Annotated in this window: 16 protein-coding genes; 9 read left to right on the top strand and 7 right to left on the bottom strand. The window is 43.3% G+C overall.

From position 1 onward, the window contains the following. The first annotated feature begins 144 nt into the window (after positions 1 to 144). On the top strand, positions 145 to 603 hold the full coding sequence (locus tag ACQVGT_RS17630) for a MarR family transcriptional regulator (protein WP_015252707.1): 459 nt from the start codon (positions 145 to 147) through the stop codon (positions 601 to 603). After that, entirely contained in the window at positions 600 to 3,257 is a 2,658-nt protein-coding gene (locus ACQVGT_RS17625) for an MMPL family transporter (protein WP_015482875.1), read from the top strand. Before ACQVGT_RS17630 ends, ACQVGT_RS17625 begins: the two co-directional genes overlap by 4 nt. Before the next feature lie 147 nt (positions 3,258 to 3,404). Here the strand turns inward: ACQVGT_RS17625 and ACQVGT_RS17620 are convergent, their stop codons facing one another. Together ACQVGT_RS17620 and ACQVGT_RS17615 are read right to left on the bottom strand one after the other, a co-directional pair. Next, complete coding sequence (locus ACQVGT_RS17620; protein ID WP_003234135.1) at positions 3,405 to 4,034, bottom strand: nitroreductase family protein; 630 nt, start codon at positions 4,032 to 4,034, stop codon at positions 3,405 to 3,407. Positions 4,035 to 4,049: 15 nt separating this feature from the next. Further along, on the bottom strand, positions 4,050 to 4,544 hold the full coding sequence (locus ACQVGT_RS17615; RefSeq protein WP_072557150.1) for a MarR family transcriptional regulator: 495 nt from the start codon (positions 4,542 to 4,544) through the stop codon (positions 4,050 to 4,052). Positions 4,545 to 4,752: 208 nt separating this feature from the next. On the opposite strand from ACQVGT_RS17615, the gene ACQVGT_RS17610 reads away from it, so the two are divergent. After that, positions 4,753 to 5,961 (top strand): Bcr/CflA family efflux MFS transporter, encoded by a 1,209-nt coding sequence (locus ACQVGT_RS17610; RefSeq protein ID WP_015382899.1) that lies wholly within the window; start codon positions 4,753 to 4,755, stop codon positions 5,959 to 5,961. A gap of 36 nt (positions 5,962 to 5,997) precedes the next feature. Here the strand turns inward: ACQVGT_RS17610 and ACQVGT_RS17605 are convergent, their stop codons facing one another. Next, a complete protein-coding gene (locus ACQVGT_RS17605; RefSeq protein ID WP_015482876.1) occupies positions 5,998 to 6,735 on the bottom strand; it encodes a sulfite exporter TauE/SafE family protein in 738 nt (245 codons plus the stop codon). A gap of 248 nt (positions 6,736 to 6,983) precedes the next feature. Between ACQVGT_RS17605 and ACQVGT_RS17600 the strand changes: the two genes are divergently transcribed. The 3 genes from ACQVGT_RS17600 (at position 6,984) to ACQVGT_RS17590 (ending at position 10,395) form a co-directional block, all read left to right on the top strand. Continuing rightward, positions 6,984 to 7,658 carry a GntR family transcriptional regulator gene (locus tag ACQVGT_RS17600; RefSeq protein ID WP_015382901.1) on the top strand — a complete coding sequence of 225 codons (675 nt, stop codon included), beginning with the start codon at positions 6,984 to 6,986 and terminating at the stop codon, positions 7,656 to 7,658. Between the two features lie 126 nt (positions 7,659 to 7,784). Next, positions 7,785 to 9,047, top strand: a complete 1,263-nt coding sequence (locus ACQVGT_RS17595) for a glycoside hydrolase family 18 protein (RefSeq protein WP_015382902.1) — start codon at positions 7,785 to 7,787, stop codon at positions 9,045 to 9,047. Between the two features lie 160 nt (positions 9,048 to 9,207). Then, a complete protein-coding gene (locus ACQVGT_RS17590; RefSeq protein ID WP_015382903.1) occupies positions 9,208 to 10,395 on the top strand; it encodes a macrolide family glycosyltransferase in 1,188 nt (395 codons plus the stop codon). 38 nt (positions 10,396 to 10,433) lie between these two features. On the opposite strand, the gene ACQVGT_RS17585 is transcribed toward ACQVGT_RS17590, so the two are convergent. Together ACQVGT_RS17585 and ACQVGT_RS17580 are read right to left on the bottom strand one after the other, a co-directional pair. Further along, positions 10,434 to 11,144, bottom strand: coding sequence for a membrane lipoprotein lipid attachment site-containing protein (locus ACQVGT_RS17585; RefSeq protein WP_015482877.1), 711 nt, complete (start codon positions 11,142 to 11,144; stop codon positions 10,434 to 10,436). A 65-nt stretch (positions 11,145 to 11,209) separates the two neighbouring features. After that, positions 11,210 to 12,598, bottom strand: a complete 1,389-nt coding sequence (locus tag ACQVGT_RS17580) for an alkaline phosphatase family protein (RefSeq protein WP_015382905.1) — start codon at positions 12,596 to 12,598, stop codon at positions 11,210 to 11,212. A gap of 327 nt (positions 12,599 to 12,925) precedes the next feature. Between ACQVGT_RS17580 and fra the strand changes: the two genes are divergently transcribed. Continuing rightward, positions 12,926 to 13,297: an iron chaperone frataxin gene (gene fra, locus ACQVGT_RS17575; RefSeq protein WP_015482878.1), complete on the top strand. Its 372-nt coding sequence runs from the start codon at positions 12,926 to 12,928 to the stop codon at positions 13,295 to 13,297. Positions 13,298 to 13,371: 74 nt separating this feature from the next. Here the strand turns inward: fra and ACQVGT_RS17570 are convergent, their stop codons facing one another. Both ACQVGT_RS17570 and ACQVGT_RS17565 read right to left on the bottom strand, forming a co-directional pair. Further along, a complete protein-coding gene (locus ACQVGT_RS17570) occupies positions 13,372 to 13,869 on the bottom strand; it encodes a YdhH/YoaO family protein (RefSeq protein ID WP_015382906.1) in 498 nt (165 codons plus the stop codon). Positions 13,870 to 13,886: 17 nt separating this feature from the next. After that, positions 13,887 to 14,369 carry a GNAT family N-acetyltransferase gene (locus ACQVGT_RS17565; RefSeq protein WP_080030636.1) on the bottom strand — a complete coding sequence of 161 codons (483 nt, stop codon included), beginning with the start codon at positions 14,367 to 14,369 and terminating at the stop codon, positions 13,887 to 13,889. Between the two features lie 82 nt (positions 14,370 to 14,451). Between ACQVGT_RS17565 and ACQVGT_RS17560 the strand changes: the two genes are divergently transcribed. Both ACQVGT_RS17560 and ACQVGT_RS17555 read left to right on the top strand, forming a co-directional pair. After that, on the top strand, positions 14,452 to 15,429 hold the full coding sequence (locus tag ACQVGT_RS17560) for an HD domain-containing protein (protein ID WP_015382908.1): 978 nt from the start codon (positions 14,452 to 14,454) through the stop codon (positions 15,427 to 15,429). Positions 15,430 to 15,571: 142 nt separating this feature from the next. Then, positions 15,572 to 16,189: a YdhK family protein gene (locus tag ACQVGT_RS17555; protein ID WP_080030715.1), complete on the top strand. Its 618-nt coding sequence runs from the start codon at positions 15,572 to 15,574 to the stop codon at positions 16,187 to 16,189. Positions 16,190 to 16,192 lie beyond the last annotated feature (3 nt).

Here is a 16,192-nt window from a genome sequence, read left to right as displayed (position 1 = left end):
ATATCTTCCATTATACACGAACATGGGTTCTTATGTAGAGTGCTCGTGAATAAAATCTGTTGACATATATGGTTTAGGGGAATAAACTAATTGACATTGAACATAAAGTTTAGCGGGGTAAACTATAATGAGGAGGGGAAGATATTGAATGAACAAAAGCTATGCCAGGCGATAAACCTGTTTGTGGAAGTCCTGCTTGAAGGGACAGAATTTGTGCATCGTGAAATCAATCAGGATGTCTTCAAGCATATCTCAAGGGAACAGGCAGACCTGTTGAAAATTTTAAAAGTCAAGGGCCCAACCTCTCCCGGCAGCCTGGCCATGTACCAAAATGTACATAAGAGCGCGATCTCTAACAGACTGAAAAAGCTGCTCGAAAAGGGATTGGTTCAATGGGACGACTGTCCGGCAAAAAGTGATAGGCGCTCTAAGCTTATTAACATTACACCCAGCGGTGAACACATACTAGAAGAATTAGATTCTGCCATCTTTAATGCGCTCAAACCGCTGATCGATGATATAGATGAGGAACACTTACATTCCATCATCGAGATATTCACCATTTTAAAAAGTAAATTTAAAGGAGGAGATTCTGCCGAATGAGAGCAATCATCAAATTCAAGTGGGCAATTGCAGCCATAGTATTAGCACTAACCGTCGTTTTGAGTTTGTTTTCTCCGAACTTAACGGAGCTGGCCAATCAAAAGGGGCAGGCCCAGCTTCCCGCTGATGCTGTTTCAGAAAGGGCAAACGCCATTTTAAAACAAGCGGGAGAAGACAATAATTCGATCAGTGTTGTCTTTACATTAGACCACGCTTTAAAGAAAGAAACAGAGGACCAGCTCCGCGCCATGATCGATAAAATCAAAAAGATCGACGGTGTAGAAGATGTAACATCTCCTCTGTCAGCGGAAAAAGAAGTCAAAGACCAGTTGATGTCGAAAGACAAGAAAACCGTTCTCATGCCTGTCACGATTACAGGTTCTGATAAAAAGGCGGAAAAAATTGCGGACGAGATTTATCAAATCGTTCCTGATGGTTTGACGGCATATATTACGGGAGCTTCCCTTATCAACCAGGATTTCGCTCACAGCTCAGAGGAAGGGCTTAAGAAAACGGAAGTGATCACAGTCTGCCTGATCATCGGTTTACTGTTGATCGTGTTCCGATCTGTTGTGACGCCTTTTATTCCGATTGTGGTTGTCGGTTTTTCTTATCTGATCAGTCAATCCATACTGGGCATCCTTGTATACAATGTTGATTTTCCTATCTCGACGTTCACGCAAACCTTCTTAGTTGCGATCCTGTTCGGCATTGGAACAGATTACTGCATACTGCTTCTTACACGATTCCGTGAAGAATTGGCAAACGGGCATGATAAAAAAGAAGCGGCGCTTATCGCTTACCGCACGGGGGGAAAAACCTTATTTATCAGCGGATTTGCGGTATTGATCGGATTTTCAGCCTTAGGATTTGCGAAGTTTGCGATTTTCCAATCCGCAGTAGGGGTAGCAGTCGGTGTGGGAATTTTAATGATCATCCTCTACACACTGCTGCCATTATTTATGGTGACGCTGGGTGAAAAATTATTCTGGCCTTCTAAGAAAGTGCTGTCGCACAGTGATAACAAATTATGGGCGTTTCTCGGCAGGCATTCCGTCGCTCGTCCGTTTCTGTTTATAGTCATCACGGTCATTATCACGCTTCCGTTCATCTTGACCTATGATGACCAGATTTCATTCGACTCAACTGCGGAAATCAGCAGCGATTATAAATCTATAAAAGCTCTCGAGGCCATTAAGGATGGATTCGGGGAAGGAAAAGCGTTCCCGATCAATGTTGTCGTAAAAGGAGACAAAGATCTTACAACAGCTGATACAATCCCTTATCTAGGAAATATCAGCAAAGCGATCGAGAAAGTTGATCATGTTGACTCTGTTATGACCATTACGCAGCCGACTGGTAAAAAAATCAAAGATTTATATATTGATAACCAGCTAGGATCGGTTTCAGACGGGCTGGATAAGACGGTAAAAGGGATTGCCGATGTCCAAAGTGGATTAACGGATATAGAAAACGGACTGAATCAAATGGCAGGGCAAACCGGCTCGGCCTCAAATGGAGAGTCTGGCGGTTCACTGGGCGATGCGGCAGATGGCTTGGGCAAAATCAATCAGCAGCTGCAGCTCATGAGCAAACAGATTTCCCAAACCGGCAATACCGCACAGACCGTGCAGCAGCTTACGGCAATCAGCGGACAGCTTGGCCAGATTCAAACCGGCCTTGAACAAGCGAACCAGCAGCTCTCAGGCCAGCAGGCACAAGCCGGAACGCTGACAGAAAGCCTGAAGAAGCTGTCCGAAGGCGTGAAAAGCGCAAATGATGGCCTGACGAAAGTCTCTGACGGTATTACAGCTTCCAGTGATATGTTAGAGGACATGAGCAAAAGTCCAACTGTAAGAGATACAGGCATATTCATTCCTGATCAAGTAATGAAGGACAAAGACTTTAAGAAGTCAATTGACCAGTATTCCTTTGCGGACGGAAAAGGTGTTCAATTAAGTGTCGTTCTGGATTCAAATCCTTACTCAGAACAAGCTATTACGACAATAAACCAAATTAAAAAAGCTGTCGCAAACGAAGTTGACGGCACTCCTTTGGAGGATGCACAGATCGTATACGGCGGGGTCACGAGTATGAATGCGGACTTAAAAGAGCTGTCCACAACGGACTTCTCCAGAACAATGGTGATCATGATTATAGGCCTGTTTATCGTGTTAACCATTTTGTTCCGCTCCATAATCATGCCGATTTATATGCTCGCGTCACTGCTGCTGACGTACTATACGTCGATATCCATAACAGAATTAATTTTTGTAAACGGCTTAGGAAACGCCGGCGTCAGCTGGGCAGTACCATTCTTCAGCTTTGTCATCTTGATCGCGTTAGGGGTAGATTATTCAATCTTCTTGCTTGATCGATTTAAGGAAGAGGTGCACCTTGGCATTCAGCAAGGTGTCGTCAGGTCAATGAGCAAAATGGGATCTGTCATTATTACAGCTGCCATTATATTGGCCGGTACGTTCGCGGCGATGATGCCTTCAGGCGTCAATACACTGATGCAGGTGGCAAGTGTTATCATCATCGGACTCTTGCTTTACGGCCTTGTCATACTTCCGCTCTTCATTCCGGCAATCATTGCGACCTTTGGAGAAGGAAACTGGTGGCCGTTCGGCAGGAAGAAAGGAAAAGAATAATTGAGAGAAGAGTGATGAATGGTCATCACTCTTTTTTCATGACTAAACGACTAACTTCAGACGTGTTACCCGAAAAAGGTCAGACGATCAAACGGCGGCTGTACTTAAAAACAAAGAGCCCGGAAAACATTCCTGGGCTCTTTGTTTTTATTTCCATTCTGCAATTGTATCAATCGGCAGACGGTAGGAAGCATAGCCTTCATCTGCAGCTTTTCCGATAGAAAGTAGCATAACCGGTACATAACGTTCTTTATCTAATCCGAAGGTTTCCGCGATGTTTTCTTTATCGTATCCGCCGATCGGGTTTGTATCGTAGCCATGCGCGCGTGCAGTCAGCATCAGCTGCATGGAAACAAGACCTCCGTCAATCAGGATCGTTTCACGGTTGACCTGTGCCGGAAGCTTTTCAAAATGTGCGGTCAGCGCGGCGATTTGTCTGTCTTTGACCTCCTGCGGCATGTAACCGAGTTCCACAGCTTTTGAATAGATTTCTTCTAAGTAGTCTGCATTATTCATGTCTGCAAATACAGCGATGACAGCAGATGATGTTGTGACCTGTGTTTGGTTAAAGCTTGCAAGCGGTGCGAGTTTTTCTTTTCCTTCCGGGCTGTCAATGACAAGAAAACGCCATGGCTGCGCGTTAACAGAAGATGGGGCAGTTGTTGCTTCCTCTAAGATCTCTGTCATTTCTTCTTTGCTGATTTTTACTGCCGGATCATAGTTGCGGATAGAACGGCGGCCTTTCATAATTTCCATAAAATCGTTTGTTTTGATCATGTTGATACACTCCTCTTAAGCTTCGATATTATCTATATTGTTTCGCATGCGCGCCAGCACATCAATGAGCAGGCGGCGTTCTTCTGCGCTTACATTTGCGAGCATTTCCTTCATGAAACGCTCCTTTTCCTTCTTAGAAGACTCAATTCGCTCTCTTCCTTGGTCTGTTAACCGAACAAGGGTGATGCGGTTGTCCTCAGGCTTGCGCCGCCTTGATACCATGCCTTTGGCTTCCAGCTGTTTCAGGTGTCTGGTAACGGCTGCGCTATCGATATTTACTTTCTTTTGAAGGTCGCTTTGACTGATCTCATCTGCATGATAAAGCAATGTCAGCAATTCCAAACGAGATTGGCTGATGCCCGTGCATGCCTCGAACTTCACGCCAATCACCTTGTTCACGCCTTGCAGCTGATATAAAATCTCGGCTTCCTCTGAACAAAATGACGCCAAAACCCATCCCTTCTTTCCTGTCAAAACTATTAATTGATATATCAATGATTGACACGTCAATTAATATACAACGAATGATTTCATCTTGCAAGCCATTTGCATCTTCGAAAAACCTCCCAGAGGAATATCACTTTGCCGAGCCCGTGCTCAAGCGGCTTTCACAGGCTGAAAGTTATGATACAATATACAAATGTTTCACGGCTTCAATCCATTGTTGGAGCTGACATCCATTATATAAGGGACTAGGTTGAAGGGAAGGTTTGATAACATGCTGCACAATCCAACTGGAAAAGAACGCTTGGCACTAGCGTTTCTGCTCGGCATGCTTGCTATATTGGGCCCGCTTAATATAGATATGTATTTGCCAAGTTTTCCTGAAATCGCGGAAGATTTATCAGCAAGTGCTTCACTTGTTCAGTTAAGTTTAACAGCCTGTCTGGTCGGGCTTACGATCGGCCAGCTGATTGTCGGGCCGGTCAGCGATGCGCAGGGAAGACGAAAACCGCTATTAATCTGTATTTTTTTATTTGCGTTATCTTCTCTGTTTTGTGCACTGTCGCCCAATATAACAACTTTAGTGGCTGCGCGTTTTTTACAGGGCTTCACTGCTTCTGCAGGGCTTGTGCTGTCTCGCGCAATCGTCCGCGATGTGTTTACCGGAAGAGAGCTTTCTAAATTTTTCTCGCTGTTAATGGTCATTACCGCGGTGGCGCCAATGGTTGCGCCTATGACAGGCGGTGCCATTTTGCTTTTGCCGTTCGCAACGTGGCATACAATTTTTCACGTCCTCATGATCATCGGATTTTTACTCGTTCTTCTGATTGCATTGAGGTTAAAAGAAACGCTTCCGCCGGAAAAACGGATTCCAAGCTCAATCGGAACATCCGTCAAAACGATGGGCAGCCTGCTGAAGGATCGATCCTTTATGGGGTACGCGTTAACTGTCGGATTTATTCACGGGGGAAGCTTTGCATATGTGTCTGGTACGCCTTTTGTATACCAGGACATCTACGGGGTGTCTCCGCAGGTATTTAGTATTCTTTTTGGCATTAACGGGCTGGCGATTATATCGGGCAGCTTTATCATCGGACGCTTTGGCGGAATCATTCATGAAAAAAGCCTTCTTCGTATAGCGGTCATTACGGCTGTGATTGCGACGGCTGTGCTATTAACCATGACCATGATTCACGGTCCTCTTGCTACATTAGTCATATCCATTTTCATTTACATGATTACGATCGGCATGGTTCTGACCAGCACGTTTACCTTGGCCATGGAAAAGCAGGGGCACCGCGCCGGAAGTGCAAGTGCGCTGCTTGGAATGCTCCCGCTGCTCCTCGGTTCAATCGTGTCACCGCTTGTAGGCATTAATGAGACAACAGCCGTTCCGATGGGAGCGATCATGTTTGTGACAGCTGTCATCGGCTCACTGGCGTTTTTTGGATTAACCAAAGAACGAGTAGGGCAGAATTCATAAAAAAAACCTGACATGACGTCAGGTTTTTTGTTTTATTTAGAATAATAACAGCAGGCCTGCAATCGCCGGAGTCAAAAAGATGGCTGATTTCAAAACCACCTTTGGCATAAGGTTGGTGAATTTTGCGCCTACATAGGCACCGCACATTGTCCCGACCAGAACTTTGATCAGCAATACATAATCAACAAAACCTTCTGTGATATATCCGATGCCTCCACCTACAGCCAGAGGGATGATCACAAGCATCGTCGTTCCGACAGAATGGCGAATGGACAGATTCAGCATAATCATTAAACCGATTTGAATAAAAGGTGCCGACCCGATGCCGAATGTGCCGGAAAGAACGCCGGCTACAATTCCTAAGATGACCGCTCTCGTATACGTTGAAAGAGTGCTTTGATTCACTTGAGCCTTCTCTTTTAAAATAAATAATCTGATTAAAATGAGAATTGCTGATAAAAATAACATTCCAGCCGTCAAATAATGAAGCAAATCAGCCGGAATAAAAGATGTCAGCTTGGCGCCGAAAAATGAGCCAACCGCAGCAAAGCCTCCGACTATTAAGCCGATTTTCATTTGAATGTTGCCCTCGCGATAGTGGCTGTATGCCCCTGATAAGCTTGTAAAAGCCATGCCGGCAAGCGAAGTGCCTAACGCCGTATGAATCGGGATATGGAAAAGAAGCGTTAAAAGGGCAATGACAAAGCCGGCTCCACCGGCGCCAATAAAGCCTAAAATAATTCCTAGAAGAAACATAACAAGAATAATGAGCATATTTTTTCCTCCATTGAAAAGATGTAAAAATGTAATCGTGCGCTATTCTGGCGGAGGTATGGTGTCCTATTGACGAAGAAAAACACGCCGTTTTTTCAGTTGCCAGTAGTCCGTCGACCGTCGTTCAGCAAACATATCGTACCTCAAATTCTGGGATCTGACAAGGCAGTTTGTTGCTTCCCATTACCATCTGTTATATGATTTTGATGAAGAAAAGCCCTTGAATATATTCAAAAGAGGTATTATATATGGACGATTTTAAATTAGATAAGCCGACTCCCTACTACCTGCAATTTTATAACCAGCTAAAAAAAATGATCTTCAACGGGACTTTTAAGCCTGGGGAACGGATAAACGAAACACAGCTGGCGAAAAGCTTTGGCGTCAGCCGCTCTCCGATAAGGGAAGCCATGCGATTGCTTGAGAAAGATGGTTTGTTAAAAGCGGATGACCGAAATGGATTTTCGATCACGTCATTAACGGCAAAAGATGTAGATGAGATTTATAAAATCAGAATTCCGCTGGAGCAGCTGGCAGTCGAATTAGTCATAGACGAAGCGGACGAAGAAGAGCTGACCATACTCGAAAAACAGCTTGAAGAAACAGAGAAAGCGATTCACAACGGCACGGAAGATACGGAAATCATTCGTTTAAACCAAAAATTTCATGAGCTGCTGGTTGATTTCAGCCATAACAGACATTTGAAAAATTTGCTTGAGCATGTAAATGATCTGATTCACTTTTGCAGAATCCTTAATTATACTGGTGACCACCGTGCAGAAACGATCCTGAGTGAACACCGCAAGATATTTGAAGAAGTGAAAAAGAAAAACAAAGAAGCAGCCAAACAGTATGTGCTGGCTCATTTCAATCATGACTGTGAGCATTTGAAGCGTGTACTTGAAGAAGGAAAAGAGAATTGATTTGTATGATCCGGTACCAAGGGGGAGCAGAACCCTTGGTATTTTTTTATGTATTCACCACATAACTAAGAGGCCCCGTTAATAAGATTTTATGATGGTTTGACTAACGAATAATGGGGGTTAAACATGTTTATCCATATCGTCGGGCCTGGTGATTCTTTGTTTTCGATAGGCAGAAGATACGGTGCTTCTGTTGATCAAATACGGGGTGTGAATGGTTTAGATGAAACGAATATCGTGCCGGGGCAGGCTCTGCTTATCCCTCTTTATGTATATACAGTCCAGCCGGGAGATACGCTTACCGCCATTGCAGCTAAAGCGTTTGTGCCATTAGAGCGTCTGCGAGCCGCCAATCCGGGCATCAGCCCAAATGCTTTACAAGCGGGAGCAAAAATAACGATTCCTTCGATCTCAAATTACATTGCGGGAACATTAAGTTTTTACGTGCTCCGAAATCCTGACCTCGATCGGGAGCTGATCAATGATTATGCGCCATACTCGTCTTCAATTTCGATTTTCGAATACCATATTGCACCGAACGGCGACATTGCAAACCAATTGAATGATGCGGCTGCTATCGAGACAACTTGGCAAAGACGGGTGACGCCGCTTGCGACCATAACAAACCTTACATCAACAGGATTCAGTACAGAACTCGTTCACCAAGTCCTGAACAACCCGACAGCGAGAAGCAATCTGGTCAACAATATTTATTACTTAGTTTCCACAAGGGGATATGGCGGTGTGACAATCGATTTTGAACAGGTGAGCGCCGAGGATCGTGACCTTTTCACTGGTTTTTTGCGTCAGCTGAGAGATCGCCTTCAGGCGGGAGGATATGTGCTGACGATAGCTGTTCCGGCAAAAACAAGCGATAATATCCCCTGGCTGAGAGGCTATGATTACGGAGGAATAGGAGCGGTTGTTAATTATATGTTTATCATGGCTTATGATTGGCATCATGCCGGAAGTGAGCCGGGTCCTGTAGCGCCGATTACTGAAATAAGGAGAACCATTGAGTTTACGATTGCGCAGGTACCGAGCAGAAAAATCATTATCGGAGTCCCGCTCTACGGGTACGACTGGATCATCCCGTATCAGCCGGGCACAGTTGCTTCAGCGATTTCAAATCAAAACGCAATCGAAAGAGCGATGAGGTACCAAGCCCCGATACAATATTCAGCCGAATATCAATCACCGTTTTTCCGGTACAGTGATCAGCAGGGGCGGACGCATGAGGTATGGTTTGAGGATGTCAGGAGCATGAGCCGGAAGATGCAGATCGTCCGCGAATACAGATTGCAGGCTATTGGCGCTTGGCAGTTAACGCTGGGCTTTACACCGGGCCCATGGCTTCTGCGGAAATTTTTTACGATCAGAAAAGTATAAAAAAAGACACCAGAGCTTGGGTGTCTTTTTTTTGATTAAGTCCAGAGCAGCAGAATAGTTCATTCATTTGTACCTTGCATGGGTTGTGTTCCCATTTTACGATTAGTAGTAGTCTGATCAAACAAAGAGTCAGAATACGATTTGAGAGGGAGTTGTCTACATGAAGACAGTATTGATTTTGAATTTTCCTGCGGAAGGCCATGTGAATCCTACCTTAGGCATTACAAAAGCGTTTTCCGATAAGGGATATGATGTCCATTATATATCCACTGAAAAATATAAAAAACGATTAGAAGCAGCGGGAGCAACGGTCCATCTTCACCGGGATCTGCTGCGAACGACACCTATTCATGTCGGTTCGCCCAATGGCATTCTTGATTTCGTGAAAATCCATATCAAAACGTCATTGGACATTTTACAGATTGTCAAAGACTTATCTAAGAGCATTCAATTTGATTTTGTTTATTATGATAAATTCGGCGCGGGGGAATTGGTAAGGGATTACTTAGATATTCCAGGAGTCTCTTCATCGGCGTCTTTCTTGTTTGGCGAGGAGCACCTGAAAATCCTGCCGCTGCATCCGGAGTCTGGAGCGCCGCTTGAATTGGATCAAGAGTGCGAAGACCTTTTGGCAAAAATGAAAGAAACGTACGGTGTTGCCCCGAAAAACCTGGTTCAATTCATGAACAATAAAGGGGAATTGAACGTAGTGTATACAAGCCGTTATTTTCAGCCAGAAAATGATCGTTTCGGGGATGAATGTCTGTTTATCGGGCCGAGCTTTCCAAAGAGAGCGGAAAAAACAAATTTCCCGATTGAACAGCTAAAAGATGAGAAGGTCATTTATATTTCAATGGGGACTGTACTGGATCATACAGAGGATTTCTTCAACCTTTGTATTGATGCATTTTCAGGCTTTAACGGAAAAGTCGTCATCGCTGCCGGAGAAAAAGCGGACCTGACCAAATTAAAGCAGGCGCCGGAAAACTTTATCATTGCTCCGTATGTCCCTCAGCTGGAAGTGCTGGAGCAATCGGATGTTTTCATTACACACGGCGGAATGAACAGCGTAAACGAAGGCATTCATTTCAGCGTGCCACTGGTTGTCATGCCTCATGATAAGGATCAGCCGATGGTGGCGCAGCGTCTCTCTGAACTCCATGCAGGCTATGTCATCTCTAAAGATGAAGTCAATGTCCAAATATTAAAACAGGCCGTAGATGAGGTTTTGCGCAACGATCAGTATACGGCAGGCATTAAAAAAATCAATCAAAGCTTCAAAGAATGTATGGACATGGAAGAAGTGATGGAGCGGATTGATGAGTTGATTCGCCAAAAAAACAAATAAGAAAAAGAACTCCCGTACCTTGTACGGGAGTTCTTGATTTAAAACTTGATTTTGATTTTTTGAGCATCACTGATTTTCTTATGGTTATGGTCAAAGACGTCACTTGTCGTGATTTCGATCCACTTAATCTCTTTTGTTTTCTTCTCAGCATCCGCGGCCTTATCATGAGCATGGCCGCTTGATGCGTTCACAATAAAGCCGAGATTTCCGGACTTTTCGGCGCCGCCTTGCAATTCGCCGTTTAACTCTTCAAGATAAATATCTTTGTTCCAATCGAAGGTTTCGCCCGTATTTGTTTTCATCAATGCAATCGGTGCAACATTTACTTTTTTTGAAGAGGTGTTCTTGATATTAACGAAAACCTTAACGAAATCAAACTCTTCATCGTGTGTTAACTCATGAAAGTAATCAATCATGCTGTAGTCCGGGCGCAAGTGGATCAGCTTCATTTCTTTTACTGTTAACTCCACGTCGCCAATTTTATAGGTTTTGTTCACTTGTTTGATATCTTTTAAGACAGCTTTTCCTTTATCATCTGAAAACGTTTGGCCGACCTTAAGCAATGACCGGTCATCAGTTACCTGGGAATTAGGCTGATAATCATCTGTGCTGTCCTTCTGGGATGAAGTGCTTTGCGGCTCAGCTTTTACTGTTTTCTCCCCGCCTGCATGCTGTTTTTCAGTACTGGCGTTTGATGAGCAGCCCGCAAGCATGATAGCAAAAACGAAAATTGAAAGAATTCTTCTCATGATGATTCCTCCATTAAAAAGAGATCCCGTTACTTCATACAAGCAACGGGACACCTTGTATTCTTTTACTTATCGTTAATCTTAATGTTGTATTGTAAAGCCTTGAAGACATTTTTTGCGATTTCTGTATTATCAATTTGGCCGGCAAATGTCTCACTAGACGGACCGTATGCATAGACGGGAACATCTTCACCGGTATGTCCGCCTGTTGTCCATCCAGTGTGAGAGCGTTTATTAAAGATGTTCTCGATTGCGTTATCGATATCCAGTACTTCCTTCGATTTTGCCGCTTCTTCAACAGATTGAATTTCGGCTTTTGTTAAAGCCAATTTTTTTTGATCGATATATGTTTTCAAAGTTTTTTCAACATCCGCGCCGTCAGCGATCTTTTCTGCCATAAAGTCAGGTGTGCGTTTTGCGGCTTTAATGGGTTCACTGAACCAATTGTAGATGCCGTCCGCACCGATGGAATATCCGCCGGTTGAGTGGTCAGCCGTTGCGACAACCAATGTGTGCTTGTCTTTTTTAGCGAAATCAATAGCCGCCTTATAAGCTTGTTCGAAGTCTTCCATCTCGCTCATGGCGCCGACGATATCATTGTCATGGCCCGCCCAGTCAATTTGGCTGCCTTCCACCATGAGGAAGAATCCGTCTTTATCCTTGTTTAATTTTTTAATGGCTGTGTTTGTCATATCTTTAAGTGATGGAATATCCTTCGTCCGGTCAATCTTTTTAGGCAGGCCGCCGTCAGCGAATAGGCCGAGAACTTGGCTGTCTTTGTTTTTCAGCATGTCCTTGCGGTTATCCACATAGCTGTACCCCGCTTTTTTGAATTCTTTAATCAAATTACGGTCCTTACGGTCAAAATTGCTCTTTCCCCCTCCTAAAAGGACATCAATTTTGTGCTTGCCGTTGACCATCTCATCAAAATAATCATCCGCAATTGAGTTCATATTTTTTCGGCTGTGGTCGTGTGAACCGAAAGAGGCCGGAGTGGCGTGTGTAATTTCTGAAGTGGCCACAAGTCCTGTTGCTTTTCCTTTTTCTTTCGCAGCTTCAAGCACCGTTTTGGCTTCTGACCCGTCGTTATCCACGGCTATGGCATTATTGTATGTTTTAATTCCCGCAGACATAGCCGTTGCCGCCGCTGCAGAATCCGTTACATTTTGTTCAGGATCATCGGGGTAAGTTGTTTGCTGGCCGACAAGATACTGATCAAAAGCCGTAGGCTCCACAACTTTTGTCTTTTTATTATCCTTTAAGTATCGATAAGCGGACGTATAAGAAACACCCATACCATCACCAATCAGAACAATAACATTCTTAATTTCGTCGTGGTTCCCCTTTTTCTTTTCCTGGGCGCTGGCTTCAGGCACACTGCCGCTGGCTAAGCTGCTGAACGCAATTGATGATAAAACCGCGATAGGCAGTAATTTCTTCGGGAATTTTTTCAACTGGATAACCTCCTAAATATAGATGAATCTCAATGACAACCCAATTATATTTTTAAACTGTTAAGCTAGTATTAATCGATTTTAAAGATTGGATTTACAAGAATAATGAACTGGCTATCAAAGGAAAGAGTGATAGTACTAAAGAAATAAATGGGAGGAATAGATACTGGCCGTGGATAGGCGGACTGAAATCTGCTATAGTCGCATAGAAGCAACCCGCTTACATCTTGAACAATTTTAAGTATTATGTTGGAAAGAGGTATTGTGTAAGCACATGTCTGAGCAGTTCATATGGAGTGGCATCATTTTATTTTAGGAGGGAACAACATGGACGTTTTTTCTGAGTATTTAGCGGGGATTGATGACCCGTTCCACCGAGAAAGAACGGAAGAGGTGTTGACTTGGATCAAAGATAAATATCCAAATTTACATACAGAAATAAAATGGAACCAGCCGATGTTTACGGATCACGGTACATTTATTATTGGCTTTAGTGTTTCTAAAAAGCATTTAGCTGTCGCTCCTGAAAAAGTAACGATAGCGCACGTAGAGGATGATATTGTGAAGGCCGGATATGATTACACCGAGCAGCTAATACGTATCCCTTGGAACGGTCCAGTTGATTACACGCTACTTGAGAACATGATTGAGGTTAATATTCGGGATAAGGCAGACTGCTCCACTTTTTGGCGAAAATGAAGGAAAAGGCATAACATATGAGCTGTATAAAATATGTTACACCTTTTCATTTGTCTATTTTTCGTTTTGATCATCTATTGCTGCTTTTCTTCAAACAAGGTCTTTTCATTGAGCGTAAGCTGGCTCGCAGAATAATGATTACCTTGTTTCCATTTCACTTCAATCGTAATATCATGGCCTTCAAGCTCATGTTCATCTAACCGCTCTAAAAAAGAAACGGACTTTTCTTTTGCGCTTCCATCAGAAAAAGTGCCTCCAGAATAATCATGCATCGGGATTTCCGTGTCAGAACTCAGCAGAACTTCATCATCCTTTTTTACAATCAGTGATTCCAAATAAGTGTTGTCTGTTTCATGTGGTTCACCGATCCAATAAAGTTCGCCGCTGTATTCATTTGGTGCATCTTCATTTTTTTTGAAAACAGCTTCCCAATTCTGGTCTTTGCTTTCTCCCTGCCAATTCGGATACTCCAAACGAACATGATGAATCAGGTGATAGGAAAAAAAGATCAAGCAGAAAGCGATTAATAGGAATGCCGTGAAAATGAGAGGGTATTTATAATGACTGGACATAAAAGACTCCTATTCGTTTAATCAATTACCTTCGAAAATAGAATTTCATCCCGAATCAAAATGCCGTTTTCAGCCACCTCGGGAATCTCCGGCTTGAGTCGGCGCGCTTTTTCAACTGCGTTCGGAAACACTGCGGCGAATTGATAGCCTCTCTTTTGATAAAACGCCATCGCATGTACATTATCATTCGTTGTGATAAGCTTTATTCGTTGACAATGTGCATATTTAGCCGTCTCTTCAACCTGCTGAAGTAAAGCTGTGCCGATTCCTTTATTTTCAATCATACTATCTAATGAAATAATTTCACAATCTTTCCCATCTATCAAGTATGTAATACAGCCAATGATTTCGCCGCTTTCATTTACTGCGGCAAATCCATCTAATTCATCACACCGAAAAATGCCGCTGGAAATCGCCATCTCGGGTGTACCCCAACGCTTGGCAAAAAAATCGATCAACATATGTTTCGCTATCTCATTGTTTGGGATGATGATCATCATAACACTCCTCTATTGAAAGATTGCATATGTACTATCAATATAAACAATATATAACAAAAAAAATAGATATTGAGGTGACGGCATGGAAATCAGCGATGTCATTTACGGGCACCACCATATAGATGGAGTACTGGAAGAGCTTATCAAAAGCGCTCCTGTGCAAAGATTAAAAGGGATCTATCAAGGCGGAGCAAGCTTTTTAGTCAATCGAAGGTGGAATGTGACCAGGTATGAGCACTCCATCGGCGTAATGCTCCTCATCAAAAAGCTCGGAGGAACGATAGAAGAACAGATTGCGGGTCTGCTCCACGACGTATCACACACAGCTTTTTCTCATGTGGTCGACGTTGTCTTTGAAAATCAAGCAGAAGACTATCATGAAAACATCTTTCAACAAGTCATTGTTCACTCTGAAATCCCGGACATTTTACAAAAACACGGCTATCATACTGAAGAACTTTTATCTGACGATTCAAGGTGGACATTGCTCGAACAGCCCGCACCGGAGCTGTGTGCTGATCGGACAGACTATACGCTGCGTGATATGTACCGATATGGACACATTAGCCTGCACGAAGCGCAAACCTTTTTGGATCATCTTATTGTGAGAAACGGAAGGATGTTTCCTGATAGTATTGAAGCTGCCGAATGGTTTGTCAGTGTGTACTACAAGGAAGTGATTGATTTCTTTTTGAATCCCGTGAATGTATATGGATATGAGTATTTAGCGCGAGCATTGAAGGCAGCGTTGCGGCATGATGTCATATCCGCAGAGGATCTGCTGAAAACGGACCAAGAGGTACTGAACATCCTGCGTGCATCAAAAAATGAAGAAGTCCTGGGCTTGCTTACATCTATTCATCCCGGCATACAAGTAATAGAGGATGACATCCAGTACGATTTCCATCAAAAGAAGAAAATGCGCCTAATCGATCCATCCATTTTTCTTGATGACGAATGGATCAAATCCTCAGATGCTTCTGAAAAGGTGAGGAAAATGGGTGAGGCCGCTTATCAAAAAGCAAAAAAAGGTGTGTATATAAAAATCTTAAATCAGTAAATGCCGCCTGACAGCGGCTTTTTTTCATGTTTGGTTTTGCAAACAAAGGGGAATAGGACAAACTGCGGGAACGCTTTATGAGAATATCAGCGTATTTACATACCGTTCGGGGGTATAGTATTATCGAGAGGCCATGTTTTCATTGTCTGCGGGCAAAAGTTACAGGAAAAAAATGAAGCAAAGGAGAATGAACATGAAAATCTCTAAAAATGCACTGGGAATTCTGATGTTATCTCTTGTTTTTGTTTTATCAGCATGCGGCAATAACAACAGTACGAAAGAAAGCACACATGACAATCATTCAGACTCCTCAACACATGAAGAGATGGACCATTCCGGATCAGCTGACGTTCCAGAGGGATTACAGGAATCTAAAAATCCGAAATACAAAGTAGGCAGCCAGGTAATCATCAATACTTCCCATATGAAAGGCATGAAAGGTGCCGAAGCTACGGTAACAGGCGCCTATGATACAACGGCGTATGTTGTTTCTTATACTCCGACTAATGGGGGACAGCGTGTGGATCATCATAAATGGGTGATCCAAGAAGAAATCAAAGATACCGGAGATAAAACGTTACATCCCGGAGATCAGGTGATTTTAGAGGCTTCTCATATGAAAGGCATGAAAGGAGCAACAGCCGAGATCGACTCCGCGGAAAAAACAACTGTATACATGGTTGACTATACATCGACAACGAGCGGCGAAAAAGTGAAAAACCACAAATGGGTCATAGAAGATGAGCTTTCAGCTAAATAATAA

The sequence above is a fragment of the Bacillus sp. SCT118 genome, assembly GCF_058566435.1.
Note: the sequence above shows the minus strand (reverse complement) of the source record. Positions and strands in the feature narration are given on the sequence as shown.

What these genes read in the sequence shown, in the direction of transcription:
- ACQVGT_RS17605 (WP_015482876.1), bottom strand. Translation starts at nt 6,735, where the DNA reads ATGCTCATTATTCTTGTTATGTTTCTTCTAGGAATTATTTTAGGCTTT.
- ACQVGT_RS17570 (WP_015382906.1), bottom strand. Translation starts at nt 13,869, where the DNA reads ATGTCCAGTCATTATAAATACCCTCTCATTTTCACGGCATTCCTATTA.
- ACQVGT_RS17560 (WP_015382908.1), top strand. Translation starts at nt 14,452, where the DNA reads ATGGAAATCAGCGATGTCATTTACGGGCACCACCATATAGATGGAGTA.
- ACQVGT_RS17600 (WP_015382901.1), top strand. Translation starts at nt 6,984, where the DNA reads ATGGACGATTTTAAATTAGATAAGCCGACTCCCTACTACCTGCAATTT.
- ACQVGT_RS17565 (WP_080030636.1), bottom strand. Translation starts at nt 14,369, where the DNA reads ATGATGATCATCATCCCAAACAATGAGATAGCGAAACATATGTTGATC.
- ACQVGT_RS17585 (WP_015482877.1), bottom strand. Translation starts at nt 11,144, where the DNA reads ATGAGAAGAATTCTTTCAATTTTCGTTTTTGCTATCATGCTTGCGGGC.
- ACQVGT_RS17590 (WP_015382903.1), top strand. Translation starts at nt 9,208, where the DNA reads ATGAAGACAGTATTGATTTTGAATTTTCCTGCGGAAGGCCATGTGAAT.
- ACQVGT_RS17620 (WP_003234135.1), bottom strand. Translation starts at nt 4,034, where the DNA reads ATGATCAAAACAAACGATTTTATGGAAATTATGAAAGGCCGCCGTTCT.
- ACQVGT_RS17595 (WP_015382902.1), top strand. Translation starts at nt 7,785, where the DNA reads ATGTTTATCCATATCGTCGGGCCTGGTGATTCTTTGTTTTCGATAGGC.
- ACQVGT_RS17625 (WP_015482875.1), top strand. Translation starts at nt 600, where the DNA reads ATGAGAGCAATCATCAAATTCAAGTGGGCAATTGCAGCCATAGTATTA.
- fra (WP_015482878.1), top strand. Translation starts at nt 12,926, where the DNA reads ATGGACGTTTTTTCTGAGTATTTAGCGGGGATTGATGACCCGTTCCAC.
- ACQVGT_RS17610 (WP_015382899.1), top strand. Translation starts at nt 4,753, where the DNA reads ATGCTGCACAATCCAACTGGAAAAGAACGCTTGGCACTAGCGTTTCTG.